At 54.3% G+C, this 14,775-nt stretch carries 13 protein-coding genes; 8 read left to right on the top strand and 5 right to left on the bottom strand.

What is annotated here, in order from left to right:
- Positions 1-11: 11 nt before the first annotated feature.
- Positions 12-1,004 carry a D-xylose ABC transporter substrate-binding protein gene (gene xylF / locus IYV58_RS26305; RefSeq protein ID WP_123828669.1) on the bottom strand — a complete coding sequence of 331 codons (993 nt, stop codon included), beginning with the start codon at positions 1,002-1,004 and terminating at the stop codon, positions 12-14.
- Positions 1,005-1,378: 374 nt separating this feature from the next.
- Here xylF and xylA point away from each other — a divergent pair, with 374 nt between their 5' ends.
- The 3 genes from xylA to yiaB all read left to right on the top strand — a co-directional run bounded on the left by xylA (position 1,379) and on the right by yiaB (position 4,779).
- The gene (xylA, locus tag IYV58_RS26300) at positions 1,379-2,701 is read left to right on the top strand and encodes a xylose isomerase (RefSeq protein ID WP_004126472.1); all 1,323 of its coding nucleotides are present in this window, start codon (positions 1,379-1,381) and stop codon (positions 2,699-2,701) included.
- 75 nt (positions 2,702-2,776) lie between these two features.
- Entirely contained in the window at positions 2,777-4,231 is a 1,455-nt protein-coding gene (xylB, locus tag IYV58_RS26295) for a xylulokinase (RefSeq protein ID WP_004126469.1), read from the top strand.
- Between the two features lie 167 nt (positions 4,232-4,398).
- Positions 4,399-4,779: an inner membrane protein YiaB gene (gene yiaB, locus IYV58_RS26290; protein ID WP_004126465.1), complete on the top strand. Its 381-nt coding sequence runs from the start codon at positions 4,399-4,401 to the stop codon at positions 4,777-4,779.
- Here the strand turns inward: yiaB and IYV58_RS26285 are convergent.
- Complete coding sequence (locus IYV58_RS26285; RefSeq protein ID WP_004126463.1) at positions 4,776-5,771, bottom strand: acyltransferase; 996 nt, start codon at positions 5,769-5,771, stop codon at positions 4,776-4,778. The genes yiaB and IYV58_RS26285 overlap by 4 nt on opposite strands.
- A gap of 180 nt (positions 5,772-5,951) precedes the next feature.
- Between IYV58_RS26285 and IYV58_RS26280 the strand changes: the two genes are divergently transcribed.
- The 5 genes from IYV58_RS26280 (at position 5,952) to IYV58_RS26260 (ending at position 11,777) form a co-directional block, all read left to right on the top strand.
- Positions 5,952-6,257: a YsaB family lipoprotein gene (locus IYV58_RS26280; protein WP_004126460.1), complete on the top strand. Its 306-nt coding sequence runs from the start codon at positions 5,952-5,954 to the stop codon at positions 6,255-6,257.
- A 127-nt stretch (positions 6,258-6,384) separates the two neighbouring features.
- Positions 6,385-7,296 (top strand): glycine--tRNA ligase subunit alpha, encoded by a 912-nt coding sequence (glyQ, locus tag IYV58_RS26275; protein WP_004126458.1) that lies wholly within the window; start codon positions 6,385-6,387, stop codon positions 7,294-7,296.
- Positions 7,297-7,305: 9 nt separating this feature from the next.
- Positions 7,306-9,375 (top strand): glycine--tRNA ligase subunit beta, encoded by a 2,070-nt coding sequence (gene glyS / locus IYV58_RS26270; RefSeq protein WP_024359752.1) that lies wholly within the window; start codon positions 7,306-7,308, stop codon positions 9,373-9,375.
- 328 nt (positions 9,376-9,703) lie between these two features.
- Positions 9,704-9,856, top strand: coding sequence for a type I toxin-antitoxin system toxin HokA (gene hokA / locus IYV58_RS26265; protein ID WP_049113644.1), 153 nt, complete (start codon positions 9,704-9,706; stop codon positions 9,854-9,856).
- Between the two features lie 301 nt (positions 9,857-10,157).
- Positions 10,158-11,777, top strand: coding sequence for an ATP-binding cassette domain-containing protein (locus tag IYV58_RS26260; protein ID WP_004126449.1), 1,620 nt, complete (start codon positions 10,158-10,160; stop codon positions 11,775-11,777).
- Positions 11,778-11,875: 98 nt separating this feature from the next.
- On the opposite strand, the gene cspA is transcribed toward IYV58_RS26260, so the two are convergent.
- The 3 genes from cspA to IYV58_RS26245 form a co-directional block, all read right to left on the bottom strand.
- Positions 11,876-12,088 (bottom strand): transcription antiterminator/RNA stability regulator CspE, encoded by a 213-nt coding sequence (gene cspA / locus IYV58_RS26255; protein WP_000014594.1) that lies wholly within the window; start codon positions 12,086-12,088, stop codon positions 11,876-11,878.
- A 261-nt stretch (positions 12,089-12,349) separates the two neighbouring features.
- Positions 12,350-12,643 carry an HTH-type transcriptional regulator gene (locus IYV58_RS26250; RefSeq protein ID WP_049113648.1) on the bottom strand — a complete coding sequence of 98 codons (294 nt, stop codon included), beginning with the start codon at positions 12,641-12,643 and terminating at the stop codon, positions 12,350-12,352.
- Positions 12,644-12,879: 236 nt separating this feature from the next.
- Positions 12,880-14,238: an MFS transporter gene (locus tag IYV58_RS26245; RefSeq protein ID WP_004126444.1), complete on the bottom strand. Its 1,359-nt coding sequence runs from the start codon at positions 14,236-14,238 to the stop codon at positions 12,880-12,882.
- Between the last annotated feature and the right edge of the window lie 537 nt (positions 14,239-14,775).

Below are 14,775 nucleotides of genomic sequence, written 5' to 3'. Positions count from 1 at the left end.
GGCGTCAGAGATTACAGCTCGCTTTTTTTGTGGAAACCGTCTTTGATCACCGTCTGATCAATGTTGTCTTTATTGACCTCAATGGGGGTCAGCAGCCGTGACGGGACATCTTTCAGCCCATTGTTGAGCGTGGAATCGGCCTGCGGCTGCTTGTCGTTGCCTAGTTCGACGGCGATTTCAGCCGCGGTGGTGGCAAGGGTGGTGATAGGTTTATAGACGGTCATCGTTTGGGTGCCGGCGATAATGCGCTTCACGCCGGCGAGGTCGGCATCCTGTCCTGATATGGCGACTTTGCCTGCGAGTCCCTGGGCGCTTAATGCCTGGATGGCGCCTCCAGCGGTGGCGTCGTTGGAGGCGACGACCGCATCAATTTTATTGTTGTTGGCGGTCAGGGCGTTTTCCATAATTTTCAACGCATTTTCCGGTAACCATCCGTCGACCCACTGATCGCCGACGATTTTAATTTTCCCTTCATCAACATAAGGCTTGAGGACTTTCATTTGTCCGGCACGGAAAAGCTTGGCGTTATTGTCCACCGGCGAGCCGCCCATCAAGAAATAGTTACCCTGAGGCACTTTATCGACCAGACTTTGCGCCTGCATTTCACCCACTTTTTCATTATTAAATGAAATATAAAAATCAATGTCGGCGTTATTGATAAGACGATCGTAGGCGAGAACTTTAATTCCCTCCTGTTTCGCCTCTTTTATGACATTGCTCAGCACCTGGCCGTTATAGGGAATAATCACCAGAACGTCGACGCCACGGTTGATCATATTTTCGATTTGCGACATTTGCGTTTCTTCGTTGCCATTGGCTGACTGGACGAATACTTTTGCACCTAATGATTCTGCTTTGTTGACAAAAATATCGCGATCTTTTTGCCAGCGTTCAAGACGCAAGTCGTCAATCGCCATGCCAATTTTAACTTCTTTAGCAATGCCCGACAGGCTGGTGAGGAGGAGTGAAGCGCAGAGCGTTAGGCAAAGGTTCTTTATCTTCATAATAATAACACCTTTTTTGTAAAGTGCAGGATAAGACGAACGATAAAAATAAACGGCCTGATACGTAGCAGATTTTTAACGCGGAAAGGAACGCTGGCAATTATCTATGCTTATTTTGCCGTTATGAAATTTTGTTTATTTGTTAATTTATGACCGCGATCGTACTTTAATAATTAGTTCTCACCGTATTTCATTGATCTTTCGTGGCGGAAGCGGCGGAATGGGGCCGCTGACGTATTATTTTTGCGACCTGGCGCACGTTTGTGGATTCTCTCAATCACGGTGTGAAATAACGTAATTGAGGAAACTAAAAAGAGAATTCTATATTGGCTTATGACTTATTACTCGCCGCATCCCTGAATATGGAGTTCATTATGCAGACCTATTTTGATCAGCTCGATCGCGTTCGTTATGAAGGCCCGAAATCCGCTAACCCACTGGCTTTCCGTCATTACAACCCGGATGAGCTGGTGCTGGGCAAACGGATGGAAGACCATTTACGCTTTGCGGCCTGCTACTGGCACACCTTCTGCTGGAACGGTGCCGATATGTTCGGCGTGGGTTCCTTTAACCGCCCGTGGCAGCAGCCGGGTGAAGCAATGGAAATGGCGAAACGTAAAGCTGATGTCGCTTTTGAGTTTTTCCACAAACTGAATGTACCGTACTACTGCTTCCACGACGTTGACGTTTCTCCTGAAGGGGCATCGCTGAGAGAGTATGCCAATAACTTCGCGCAAATGGTTGATGTGCTAGCGGAAAAACAGCAGCAAAGCGGCGTCAAGCTGCTGTGGGGCACGGCAAACTGCTTTACGAACCCGCGTTACGGCGCCGGTGCGGCAACCAACCCGGATCCGGAAGTGTTCAGCTGGGCGGCGACCCAGGTGGTGACCGCGATGGATGCGACCCACAAACTGGGCGGTGAAAACTACGTCCTGTGGGGCGGTCGCGAAGGTTATGAAACCCTGCTGAACACCGACCTGCGTCAGGAACGCGAGCAGATTGGCCGCTTCATGCAGCTGGTCGTGGAGCATAAACATAAAATCGGCTTCCAGGGTACGCTGCTGATTGAACCGAAACCGCAGGAGCCCACCAAGCATCAGTACGATTACGACGCGTCTACCGTCTACGGCTTCCTGAAACAGTTCGGCCTGGAAAAAGAGATCAAGCTGAATATCGAAGCGAACCACGCGACGCTGGCCGGCCACACGTTCCACCACGAAATTGCTACCGCCATCGCCCTCGGCCTGTTTGGTTCCGTTGACGCTAACCGCGGCGACCCGCAGCTGGGCTGGGATACTGACCAGTTCCCGAACAGCGTTGAAGAGAACGCGCTGGTGATGTACGAAATCCTTAAAGCGGGCGGCTTTACCACCGGCGGCCTGAACTTTGATGCTAAAGTGCGTCGTCAGAGCACCGACAAATACGACCTGTTCTACGGCCACATCGGTGCGATGGACACCATGGCGCTGGCGCTGAAAGTCGCTGCCCGTATGATTGAAGGCGGCGAGCTGGATAAACGCGTTGCCAAACGCTATGCCGGCTGGAACGGCGAGCTGGGTCAGCAGATCCTCAAAGGCCAGATGAACCTGGCGGACATCGCCCAGTATGCCACTCAGCATAACCTGGCGCCGCAGCACCAGAGCGGCCATCAGGAACTGCTTGAAAACGTGGTTAACCGCTACCTCTTTGATCGCTGATGATGGCGAAAATGCCCGGCGGGTCCGGGCATTGGTTTAACCGATGCTTTATTCCCGTTAGTAAGGAGAGGCTGTATGTATATCGGGATTGATCTCGGCACCTCGGGCGTTAAGGCCATTCTGCTCAACGAGCAGGGCGAGGTCGTGGCTTCGCACACCGAAAAGCTCAACGTGTCGCGTCCGCACCCTTTATGGTCTGAACAAGATCCTGAGCACTGGTGGCTGGCGACGGACCGCGCGATGAAAGCGTTGGGCGCGCAGCACTCTTTGCGCGCGGTTAAAGCGTTGGGCATTGCGGGTCAGATGCACGGCGCGACGCTGCTCGATAAGCAACAGCGCGTCTTGCGCCCGGCGATCTTGTGGAATGATGGCCGCTGCGGCGAGGAGTGTGCGCTGCTGGAGGAGGAAGTCAGCCGTTCGCGACAGATCACCGGTAATCTGATGATGCCGGGATTTACCGCGCCGAAGCTGTTGTGGGTGCAACGTCACGAGCCTGAGATTTTTAGGCAAGTCGATAAGGTTCTGCTGCCAAAAGATTATTTACGTTTGCGTATGACCGGTGAGTTTGCCAGCGATATGTCCGATGCCGCCGGAACGATGTGGATGGACGTGGCGCGCCGCGACTGGAGCGATGAAATGCTCGCCGCCTGTGGGTTGAGCCGCGATAACATGCCAGCGCTTTTCGAAGGATGCGAAGTGACGGGCTCGCTGCGCCCGGCCGTCGCGCAAGCGTGGAATATGCCGGAAGTATTGGTGGTGGCCGGCGGCGGCGACAACGCGGCGGGAGCGGTTGGCGTAGGTATGGCGGATGCGGGCCAGGCGATGCTGTCGCTGGGGACCTCGGGCGTCTACTTTGCCGTCAGCGACGGCTTTCTTAGCAAACCGGAAAGCGCCGTTCACAGCTTCTGCCACGCGTTGCCTGGACGCTGGCATCTGATGTCGGTCATGCTGAGCGCGGCTTCCTGCCTTGATTGGGCGGCGACATTAACTGGCCTGGGCACGGTTCCGGCGCTGATTGCGGCAGCGGAAGCGGCGAACGACGATGCCGATCCGGTCTGGTTCTTGCCTTATCTCTCGGGTGAACGCACGCCGCACAACAATCCGCAGGCGAAAGGCGTCTTTTTCGGCCTGACTCATCAACACGGTCCGGCGGAGCTGGCGCGGGCGGTGCTGGAGGGAGTCGGTTATGCCCTGGCGGACGGCATGGATGTGGTTCACGCCTGCGGCGTCAAACCGGAGAGCGTCACGCTGATTGGCGGCGGCGCGCGCAGCGCCTACTGGCGGCAAATGCTGGCGGATATAAGCGGCCAGCAGCTTGATTTCCGCACCGGCGGCGATGTCGGACCGGCGCTTGGCGCGGCGCGGCTGGCGCAGCTGGCGCTGCATCGAAATGTCGCGTTTTCCGATCTGCTCCCGCAGCTCCCGCTGGAACAGGCTCATCTTCCGGATGCCGAACGCTTTGCGCGTTACGCACCTCGTAGGGAAACTTTCCGCCAGATTTATCAGCAGCTTTTACCGCTGATGTCCTGAAACATTCGCCCCTTTCACGGGGCGAATTCATCTAATGAATATTTTTAAAATCATCTAGTTATCGAGTGTATTGATATATTCCGAATTTGTCGTTTCAGATGCGAAAAGTGCGGATAATCACGTTCTGGCAGTACACAATGGGGCCTGTCTTATGCCAGGGAGGCCTCATGAAAAATAATATTATTCCTAAGCTATTGATGTCCCTTGGGGCACTGGTTTATCTGCTGGGGATCTGGCGCACCTGTCCGTTATTTAGCGGCAAGGGCTATTTTCTCGGCGTTCTGGTGATGGGCATGTTCGCGATTTTAGCGCATCAACGTACGATGCAGGAGAAGGGGCCAGACGATGGCTTTGCTTCGCTGTGCCGCCTTGTGCTCCTGCTGTCGGTCGGTTTACTGATGGTCGGCGCCTGGTTCGTACCCGCCGGATGGAACGAGAAGATCATCTACGTGGCGGCCTGGTTTGTGTGCTTATACGGCGTTTCCGCGATGCCCCAGAAAGCGCTGGACGCACAGGCTGCGCAGAAAGATTCCTCAGAACGGCCTTAACTGACAAAGCGGCGGACATCAAACCGCTGAACCAGCATTGAGAGCAATAAACTTCCCAGCAGCGCAGCGCTGAATATCCAGACAATATCTAATAACGGCCAGCGGGACAGCGCCAGTCCGCTGGCGCGGAGCGCGTGGATAATCAACGCATGAAAACCGTAAATCCCTAATGAATGGCGTGCAATCAGCGCAATAAGAGGCAACTCACGCGTATTCAGCGTATTTTTTACCAGCGTCAGAAGCGCTATCGCGCAAACAAAAACCGCGGGACCGCAATATAAATACCAGGTATCGCCAAAGTCGCCGCGCCAGCGCAGTTCGTGCAGCGTACCGCGTGATATGACCCATACTCCCGCGATGAAAAGGCCAGCGCTGAGCGCAGTCAGCCATTTTTTATCGCTATTCATCATACCGATTGCCCGGCCTAACACGCCATACATCACATAGTAGAACGTATCCCCGTTGATATAGAGATTGATCGGCAGCCACTCGACTCCTCCCGCTTTCACCGCCACCATATTAGGATTCGCCAAAAGCCCGATGATCGCCATCAGCGCCAGCAGCATCTTGCCGCTAACCGGTTTGACCTGAACCAGCGGTGAAAGCAGGTAAATGACGACGATTGCGAAGAAAAACCACAGATGGTAGAACACCGGTTTTTGCAGCAAATTCTTCAGCGATAGCTCAACGTTGATGTGGGTAAACAGGGTGATATAGAGCAGCGACAGCGCGCTATAAAAGAGGATGCACAGCGCGATGCGCAAAAAGTGCCGGGGCTGGGCGCTGCGCTCGCCGAAAAACAGATAGCCTGAAATCATGAAAAATAGCGGCACGCTGACGCGAGACGCGGAGTTGAGGATATTGGCTACATCCCACGTCAGCAGACTGACGGTGTGCGGGTGCGTGATATACCAGGTGGTGCTATGAATCATGACGACCATCAGGCAGGCAATACCGCGCAAATGGGTAATCCAGTGTATTTTTTCCTGCATCAGTACCTCTGTTTCTCCTTCTCAGACAGGGTCTGACTGCCCTTATCCGCTTGTATCGCAGTGGAATAATCCGAGTTTTTCATCATAGACTTGTCGAGGTGTGGTCCAATTCGCACAATGAGCCGGTTATTTAACGTAACCTGCACGATAACAATTTACTAACAAGGCGGTCGAGAAAAAATGGTGATGAAATATGCGTTTTCTGGACTGCTGCTGTGCATGCTTGCGGGCTGTAGCGCAACGCCGCCTCAGCCAGCGCAGAAGGCGCAAAAAGCGCGGATAACGCCGCAGGCAACACTCAATATGGCGCAGCTGTGCAAGGATAATGCCGCCGTACGTTACAGTACAGGCGTGCGTCAGATTGACGTCAGCCATTTCGAACAGTTCCGGGGGAGCTACGAGCTTTCGGGCAAGACTGCGCGGAATGAACGCTTTATCTGTTCTTTTGACCCGGACGGGCAGTTTTTGCATCTTTCCATGCGCTAGATGCGCCCGCGATGGCGCTTATTTCCGCAATTTTCCCTAAACAATCCCGTTTCATACTGTATATCTCGCAGCCAGCGGGTATACTGGCTCCTTCCTTTAAATCCACACGTATCCAGCACGAAATCATATGCAAAAGTTTGATACCAGGACCTTCCAGGGCCTGATCCTGACCTTACAGGATTACTGGGCTCGCCAGGGCTGCACCATTGTTCAACCACTGGACATGGAAGTCGGCGCAGGCACTTCTCACCCAATGACCTGCTTACGCGCATTGGGCCCAGAGCCGATGGCAACCGCCTACGTGCAGCCTTCCCGCCGTCCGACCGATGGTCGCTACGGTGAAAACCCGAACCGTTTACAGCACTACTATCAGTTCCAGGTGGTGATAAAACCTTCTCCGGATAATATTCAGGAGCTGTACCTTGGGTCTCTGAAAGAGCTGGGTATGGATCCGACCATCCACGACATTCGCTTCGTTGAAGACAACTGGGAAAACCCGACGCTGGGTGCCTGGGGTCTGGGTTGGGAAGTGTGGCTGAATGGTATGGAAGTGACGCAGTTCACCTACTTCCAGCAGGTTGGCGGCCTGGAGTGCAAGCCGGTAACCGGCGAGATCACCTACGGTCTGGAGCGCCTGGCGATGTATATCCAGGGTGTTGACAGCGTTTACGATCTGGTCTGGAGCGATGGCCCGCTGGGTAAAACTACCTACGGCGACGTATTCCATCAGAATGAAGTGGAGCAATCCACCTATAACTTCGAATACGCCGACGTGGATTTCCTGTTCTCCTGCTTCGAGCAGTATGAGAAAGAAGCCCAGCAGCTGCTGGCGCTGGAAAACCCGCTACCGCTGCCTGCTTACGAACGCATTCTGAAAGCCGCCCATAGCTTTAACCTGCTGGACGCGCGTAAAGCCATCTCCGTCACCGAGCGTCAGCGCTATATTCTGCGCATTCGCACCCTGACCAAAGCAGTGGCTGAAGCTTACTATGCTTCCCGTGAAGCCCTTGGCTTCCCGATGTGCAACAAGAATAAATAAGAGGCGGCCATGTCTGAGAAAACTTTCCTGGTGGAAATCGGCACTGAAGAGCTGCCACCAAAAGCCCTGCGCAGCCTGGCTGAATCCTTTGCTGCGAACGTGACCGCGGAGCTGGATAACGCCGGCCTCGCGCACGGTAAAGTTGAATGGTTCGCCGCGCCGCGCCGTCTGGCGCTGAAAGTGGCGAATCTGGCGGCTGCGCAAGCAGACCGTGAAGTCGAAAAACGCGGTCCGGCGATTGCCCAGGCGTTTGACGCCGAAGGTAAACCGAGCAAAGCGGCTGAAGGCTGGGCGCGCGGCTGCGGTATTACCGTCGATCAGGCTGAACGTCTGGCGACCGATAAAGGCGAATGGCTGCTGTATCGTGCCCACGTGAAAGGCGAGAGCACCGAAGCGCTGCTGCCGAACATGATCGCTACCTCGCTGGCGAAGCTGCCGATCCCGAAACTGATGCGCTGGGGCGCGTCTGACGTGCACTTCGTGCGTCCGGTTCACACCGTGACCCTGCTGCTGGGCGACAAAGTGATCCCGGCAACGATTCTGGGCGTACAGTCCGACCGGATTATTCGCGGCCATCGCTTTATGGGCGAGGCGGAGTTCACCATCGATTCTGCCGATCAATACCCAGAAATCCTGCGTGAGCGCGGTAAAGTGATTGCGGATTACGCTGAGCGTAAAGCCAAAATCAAAGCCGATGCCGAAGAAGCGGCGCGCAAAATTGGCGGTAACGCCGATTTGAGCGAAAGCCTGCTGGAAGAAGTCACTTCCCTGGTGGAATGGCCGGTGGTATTGACCGCGAAGTTCGAAGAGAAATTCCTTGCAGTGCCTGCCGAAGCGCTGGTTTATACCATGAAGGGCGACCAGAAGTACTTCCCGGTTTACGACAACGCGGGCAAGCTGCTGCCAAACTTTATCTTCGTGGCCAACATCGAATCGAAAGATCCGACCCAGATTATTTCCGGTAACGAGAAAGTAGTTCGTCCGCGTCTTGCGGATGCGGAGTTCTTCTTCAATACCGACCGCAAAAAGCGTCTGGAAGACAATCTGCCGCGTCTGCAAACCGTACTGTTCCAGCAGCAACTGGGTACGCTGCGCGACAAGACCGATCGCATTCAGGCGCTGGCCGGCTGGATTGCCGGGCAGATTGGCGCAGACGTTAACCACGCGACCCGCGCGGGCCTGCTGTCCAAGTGCGATCTGATGACCAACATGGTCTTCGAATTTACCGATACTCAGGGCGTGATGGGGATGCACTACGCGCGCCATGATGGCGAAGCGGAAGATGTGGCGGTTGCCCTGAATGAGCAATATCAGCCGCGCTTTGCCGGTGACGCCCTGCCGTCAAATCCGGTTGCTTGCGCGCTGGCGATTGCCGACAAGATGGATACTCTCGCGGGTATCTTCGGGATTGGTCAGCACCCTAAAGGCGACAAAGATCCGTTCGCGCTGCGCCGCGCTGCGCTGGGCGTGCTGCGTATCATTGTTGAGAAGAACCTCAATCTGGATCTGCAGACCCTCACCGAAGAAGCGGTGCGCCTGTACGGCGATAAGCTGACGAACGGCAACGTGGTCGATGATGTTATCGACTTCATGCTGGGACGCTTCCGCGCCTGGTATCAGGACGAAGGCTACACCGTCGATACCATTCAGGCGGTACTGGCGCGTCGTCCGACCCGTCCGGCAGACTTCGATGCGCGCATGAAGGCGGTTTCGCACTTCCGTACCCTCGAAGAGTCCTCCGCGCTGGCGGCGGCGAACAAGCGCGTTTCCAATATTCTGGCGAAATCGGACGTTACGCTGAACGATATCGTTCACGCCTCCGTGTTGAAAGAAGCGGCTGAAATCAAACTGGCAGGCAATTTAGTCGTGCTGCGCGATAAGCTGCAGCCGTACTTCGCCGAAGGGCGTTACCAGGATGCGCTGATCGAGCTGGCGTCCCTGCGCGAGCCGGTTGATGAATTCTTCGAGAACGTGATGGTCAACGCCGAAGACCAGAACGTGCGCGTGAACCGTTTGACGCTGTTGTCCAAACTGCGCGATCTGTTCCTGCAGGTAGCGGATATTTCCCTGTTGCAGTAAGCGTATCGCTAATAATAAAAAACCTGCCTCAGTGCAGGTTTTTTTTATGCGTATACTATAAATAAGCGAACCATTAATAATTCTCTGATCAATATTTTTGTTCAATATATAGATTCAAGAAAAATATTTTAGGAATATGCCAGCGCAGTCTGTTCAGATATTTGCGGTAGAATAGTTGTGGGTGCTTGAGACTGTTTTTCTCAGGCGTTCAGCAGGAGACAAATAGAGAAAAGCCCCACCTGATGATAAATCAAAGTGAGGCTCCCCTATGCATCAACACCATAAGAGTAGCCTCTTACCTGTTGGAAATCAACACCGGAGGCGAGGAATGCCGCAAAAGTATCTGTTGTTTGGCTTAATAGTGATTTGCTTCACTATTTTATTATTCACCTGGATGGTTCATCATTCACTGTGTGAATTACAGGTCAGACAGGGGAATATCGAGCTGGTGACATTCTTAGCCTGTGAAATTAAACGGTAAGAGCATCTGGCGGGGAGTGATTCCCGCCAGACTTACGGCGTTAGGCATTTTCAATGCACCCTGTTTTTTTCATTAATTAATTATTTTGCCTCCTGATACAGGAGGCTTTTTTTTCGCAACCATCGTCTGTTGAAAAAACAGGCTTGAAAAGTATACCGCAGTATGGCTATCCTATGCTCCGACGAATCCCTCGTCTCACCGGAGAGCACACGCCAAATGAACAAACACGACTGATGAATTTCGCTCCTTGCTTAGCGCTATTTGCGAGCAGGGGAAGTATTGATTTCATTCAGGAGTGCTTATGGCTCATTGTGCCCAATCCCCCTCTTTTCTTTTGCATCAGGTCACCTGTCAATTTGCGACGGGAGATACGCTTTTTGGTCCGCTGAATTTATCGCTGGAAGGCTCCCTTTGCGGGCTTGTCGGGCGCAATGGCGTCGGTAAAACCCGACTGTTGCGTTTACTGGCGGGCCTGGACTCGCCGTCGAGCGGCCATATCGAACGTATGGTTTCGGTAAGCTACGTTGCTCAGCAGCATGCGATGACTCCTGATACGACGCTGGCGGAGTGGCTAAGCTTCGAATTCGTTTTTTCTGCTCTGGCGCGTCTTGAGCGAGGCGAAGGGCGAGTTGACGATCTCGAACGTCTTGATGGCTTTTGGGATCTTCCGGATCGTTTGAATGCAGGCTTCCTGGCCGCTGGCTTAGGGGAATTTTCTCCCGGACGGCTCGCCTCTTCGTTGAGCGGCGGGCAAAGAGTGAAGGCGCAGCTCTGCGCAGCATTCTTGTCCGGCGCGGATTTTCTCCTGCTTGATGAACCCACCAACCATCTCGACAGACAAGGCCGGGCGTGGTTCTATCAGCAGCTTGAGCAATGGCGCGGCGGCGCGCTTATCGCCAGTCATGACCGCGAGCTGCTGGCCCAAACGCCGCGCATCCTCGAGCTGACGTCCGCAGCTTTGCGCAGCTACGGCGGTAACTATGCGGATTATCAGCAGCAGCGTGAGCTGGAGCAGCAGGCGGCTCGCGCCGCGCTGGAGCATGCCGTCATCGAACGGCGGCGTACTCGCGCAAGGATGCACAAAGAGCATGATGCCTGCCTGCGGCGCTCTGCGCAGACGTTGCGTACTATTGATACGCTAAATATCGCTTCATTCGAGCGGGTTGCTTACAAAGGCGCGGCGAAAGAGCGCCCCGGAACCCTTAAGCGCCAGCATCGTGAACAACGTAGCGCGCTTAACGATGCGGTGGTTCAGGCGCGGGAGCGGGTCGAGGAGGACAACCCGGTGATGTTTACTCTGCCCGGTAGCCAGGTCGCTGCGGGAAAACAGGTGCTGGAGCTGGAAGCGTTGCGGCTGGCGTATGCACCTATGGCGCCGCTGAACTGGCGCATGGATGGGCCGATGCGCGTGGCGCTGCGGGGCCCCAACGGCTGCGGTAAGACGACGTTGCTTAAAACGCTGCTGGGCCTGGAGTCGCCGCTTTCAGGACGCTGCCGCTTATCGGTAAACGCGGCGTATCTGGACCAGCATCTGACCCAGCTGGATCTGTCATTATCCGCAATGACGCACCTGAATCTCGGCGATACGCCTTTGGAAGAGGGCGTGCTGCGCAGCCAGCTGGCGCAGCTACAGCTGGGGGCGGACAAAGTCCATTTGCCGCTATCGGCCCTTAGCGGAGGAGAACGCCTGAAGGCGGCGCTGGCCTGCGTGCTCTGGCGGAGGGAAGCCACGCAGCTACTGTTGCTGGATGAGCCCACCAATCATCTCGACCTGGCGTCCACCCAGGCGATTGAAAAAGCGCTGGCGCAGTTTCCCGGCGCGATGCTGGTGGTATCGCATGATGACGCCTTTTTACAGGCGCTGAAGCTGACCCACTGCCTGGAATGGCGGGAAGATGGCTGGCGCTTTGAGCGGCGATAAATGCAAAACCGCCATCCCCGGGATGGCGGTTTCTTATCGCACAAATAAAAAAATCCCCGCCGTTTGGCAGGGACTTAAGAATTTTGAGCTTTTTAAGCTTACAGGCTGGTTACGTTGCCAGCTGCCGGGCCTTTAGCGCCGCTTTCGATGGTGAAGGAAACTTTCTGACCTTCGTCCAGAGATTTGTAGCCATCGTTCTGGATAGCAGAGAAGTGTACGAACACGTCTTTAGAACCATCGTCAGGAGTGATGAAACCAAAACCTTTGTCAGCGTTGAACCATTTTACGATACCAGTCATTTTACCGGACATAGTGAATTACCTTTAAAAAAAATAAATGAGCCTTTCGGCGTTACGGTCTGGACTACAGATTTGAAGCGATAAAGGGAAAGTTCACTACCGGGGTATCAACGGATAACCTTTGAAGGACTGCTCTATTCGAATGCTCTGTGGTCTTTACATCAAACCTGCGAGCATTAACGCATGTTCACGTTGTGATAGCAAACTTTTTTTTCATTGGCATGAAAACGGTCCTTTATCAGGACCGCTAGCCGAAACCAAAAAACGCTAAAATTATGAGTCAATAAGCTGTCTTGAAAGCTGCGGATTCGCCTGTATCAGGCGCATCAGCTTAAGCTCCGTGGGAGAGGGCTTCACGCGTCTCGATTCCCACTCTTGTACCATTGCTACACTGACGCCCATGGCGCTGGCAAAATCATCTATTTTCAGCCCGGTGCCTTTGCGTAGCTGGTCAAATTCAATGCTTGCGGCGGGCTTATGCGTCAGCGAGGCCGCCTGTGCCTGATCTTTAAAAATAATTTGTTCAAGGTTGCTCAGCAGTTCAAATGCAGGATCTTTATATTCCATTGAGAACTCCTCTCTTTCATACGGCGGAGGGTGAATTATGTAGAGCCTCTTAAGAATAGTCGGAAAAAAAAGTCAGGAATGATTACCGTGGTAATTATTTATCACTTGAGGTTCTTTACGTCCGTTTCCAGCGGTATAACGTGCTGAAAAGTAATAGAGAGAGCCGTTAAGAAAATTATTGTAAACAGATAAGAAGAAAAGCGGAAAAGGCCAGCGCGCGCCCGCTGGCCGGTGTATTACGCCTTTTGCAGCTTCTTCACATCGCCTTGCGAAGCCGCGGGTTGCCGTTGGCCCAGCTTATATTTGACCAGCAGCGCAATGGCCGACAGGAAGGCCGGAATAGCCAGCAAGGAGAAAATCGTTTCGAAAGAGAGCTGGGCCTGCATCAGGAACGCGCCGCTAAAGGCGCCGAGGATACCGCCAAAGCGGCCAATCCCTAACATCCAGGCCACGCCGGTCGCACGTCCCTGTGTGGGATAGAAACCGGCGGCCAGCGCAGGCATTGATGATTGCGCGCCGTTCATAATGCTGCCGGCGATAAAGACCATTATCCCCATCAGCAGCAGGTTATGGGTCGAGAAACCAACCAGACAAACGAACACGCCGGTCAACAGCCAGCCCACGGCAACCACTTTGTTTGGGTTGAGCTTATCCATCAGCGCGCCGAGGATAAGCACGCCAATACCGCCGCCCAGCGGGAACAGCGCGGTGATAATAGAGGCCTGACTCATCGTCGCGCCGGTTTCGCGGATGAGCAGCGGCAGCCAGCTGGTCAGCAAATAGAAGATCAGCAGGCCCATAAAGTAGGTCAGGCAGAGCATGATGGTGCCGACGGCGTAGCGCGGAGAGAAAATCACGCCGATGGATGATTTCTCTTGTATCTGGCCCGCTTCGCGTAGCTCAAACTCAGCCTGCTCGGGAACCGGCGCGATGCGGCGCAGGATCGCGGCGATACGCTGGGCAGGTTGGCGTTTGACCACCATATAGCGCGCGGATTCCGGCAGAAGAAAGAGCAGCACTACCGCCAGCAGCAGCGGCATCACTCCGCCAAGCACCAGCACGCTTTGCCAGCCGTAGTGGGGGATCATCCAGGCGGAGAGGAAGCCGCCCAGCGAGGAGCCCATCGGAAAGCCGACGAACATCAGGTTGACCATCAGCGCCCTACGCCGCTCGGGGGCGTATTCGCTCATCAGCGTCGCGGCGTTCGGCATGGCGGCGCCCAGCCCAAGGCCGGTGAGAAAACGCAGTAGCGTCAGTTGGTTAAGGCTGGTAGCAAAGGCGGTCAGCAGACTGAAGCCGCCGAAAACCACGATGGACATAATCAGAACTTTTTTCCGCCCAACGCGGTCGGCGAGCGGTCCGGCGGTCAGCGCGCCGACGGCAAGCCCGACTAAGGCGGCGCTCATCACCGGGCCTAACGCCGATTTTTCGACGCCCCATTCCTGCACCAGGTCAGAGGCGATAAAGCCGATTATCGCGGTATCGAATCCGTCCATCGCGACGGTGATAAAACATAAGGCCAGAATCATCCACTGGTATTTCGTGAAGGGATGTTCATTGATAAAAGCCTGAATATCGATGGTTGTGTTCTTCATGCGGCATTCCTGGCAGGCAGAGGGGGGGACAGAGATATACCCGTCATACTTCAAGTTGCCTGTGCGTTGGCTTCGCTCGTTCACCCTAGTCACTTACACCAGTAAGCTCCTGGGGACTCCCTCACTTGCCGCGTCACTCGGCCTAAGGCCTCGCCCCTTACGGGGCCAGCGCAAGCGCTGTTCAAAACGGTTTAACGTTTTGTCCCGCAACTCGAATTATTTTGGGTATAGATTATTGTTATCTCCCTCGCGATCGTTGATGTTGTTTGTGCGATTATCGAACAATACGCCGTTAATCGCTCATTTAATAAAATCATCGAACGGTGGTTCAGGCAATGCGGGAGAAAAGGGAAGCGTGCGATTATCGTCCGCTTTACGGGCAACTCGGGAGTGAGGTTAAAGTAATCGTAGTAAAATCATATTATTAGATAAACTCGCTGCGCGCTGAACGATGGTGGTAATTGTGATGAACTTAACAGAGGCCGCCGCCGCGCGCTAAAACGTCGAAAACCCGGTTTTAAAGGCGGAAGATTGTCA

Source organism: Klebsiella sp. BDA134-6 (assembly GCF_015601345.1).
In the GTDB taxonomy this organism is placed as follows: domain Bacteria; phylum Pseudomonadota; class Gammaproteobacteria; order Enterobacterales; family Enterobacteriaceae; genus Klebsiella; species Klebsiella grimontii.
This window is presented reverse-complemented; position numbering and strand designations above follow the sequence as displayed.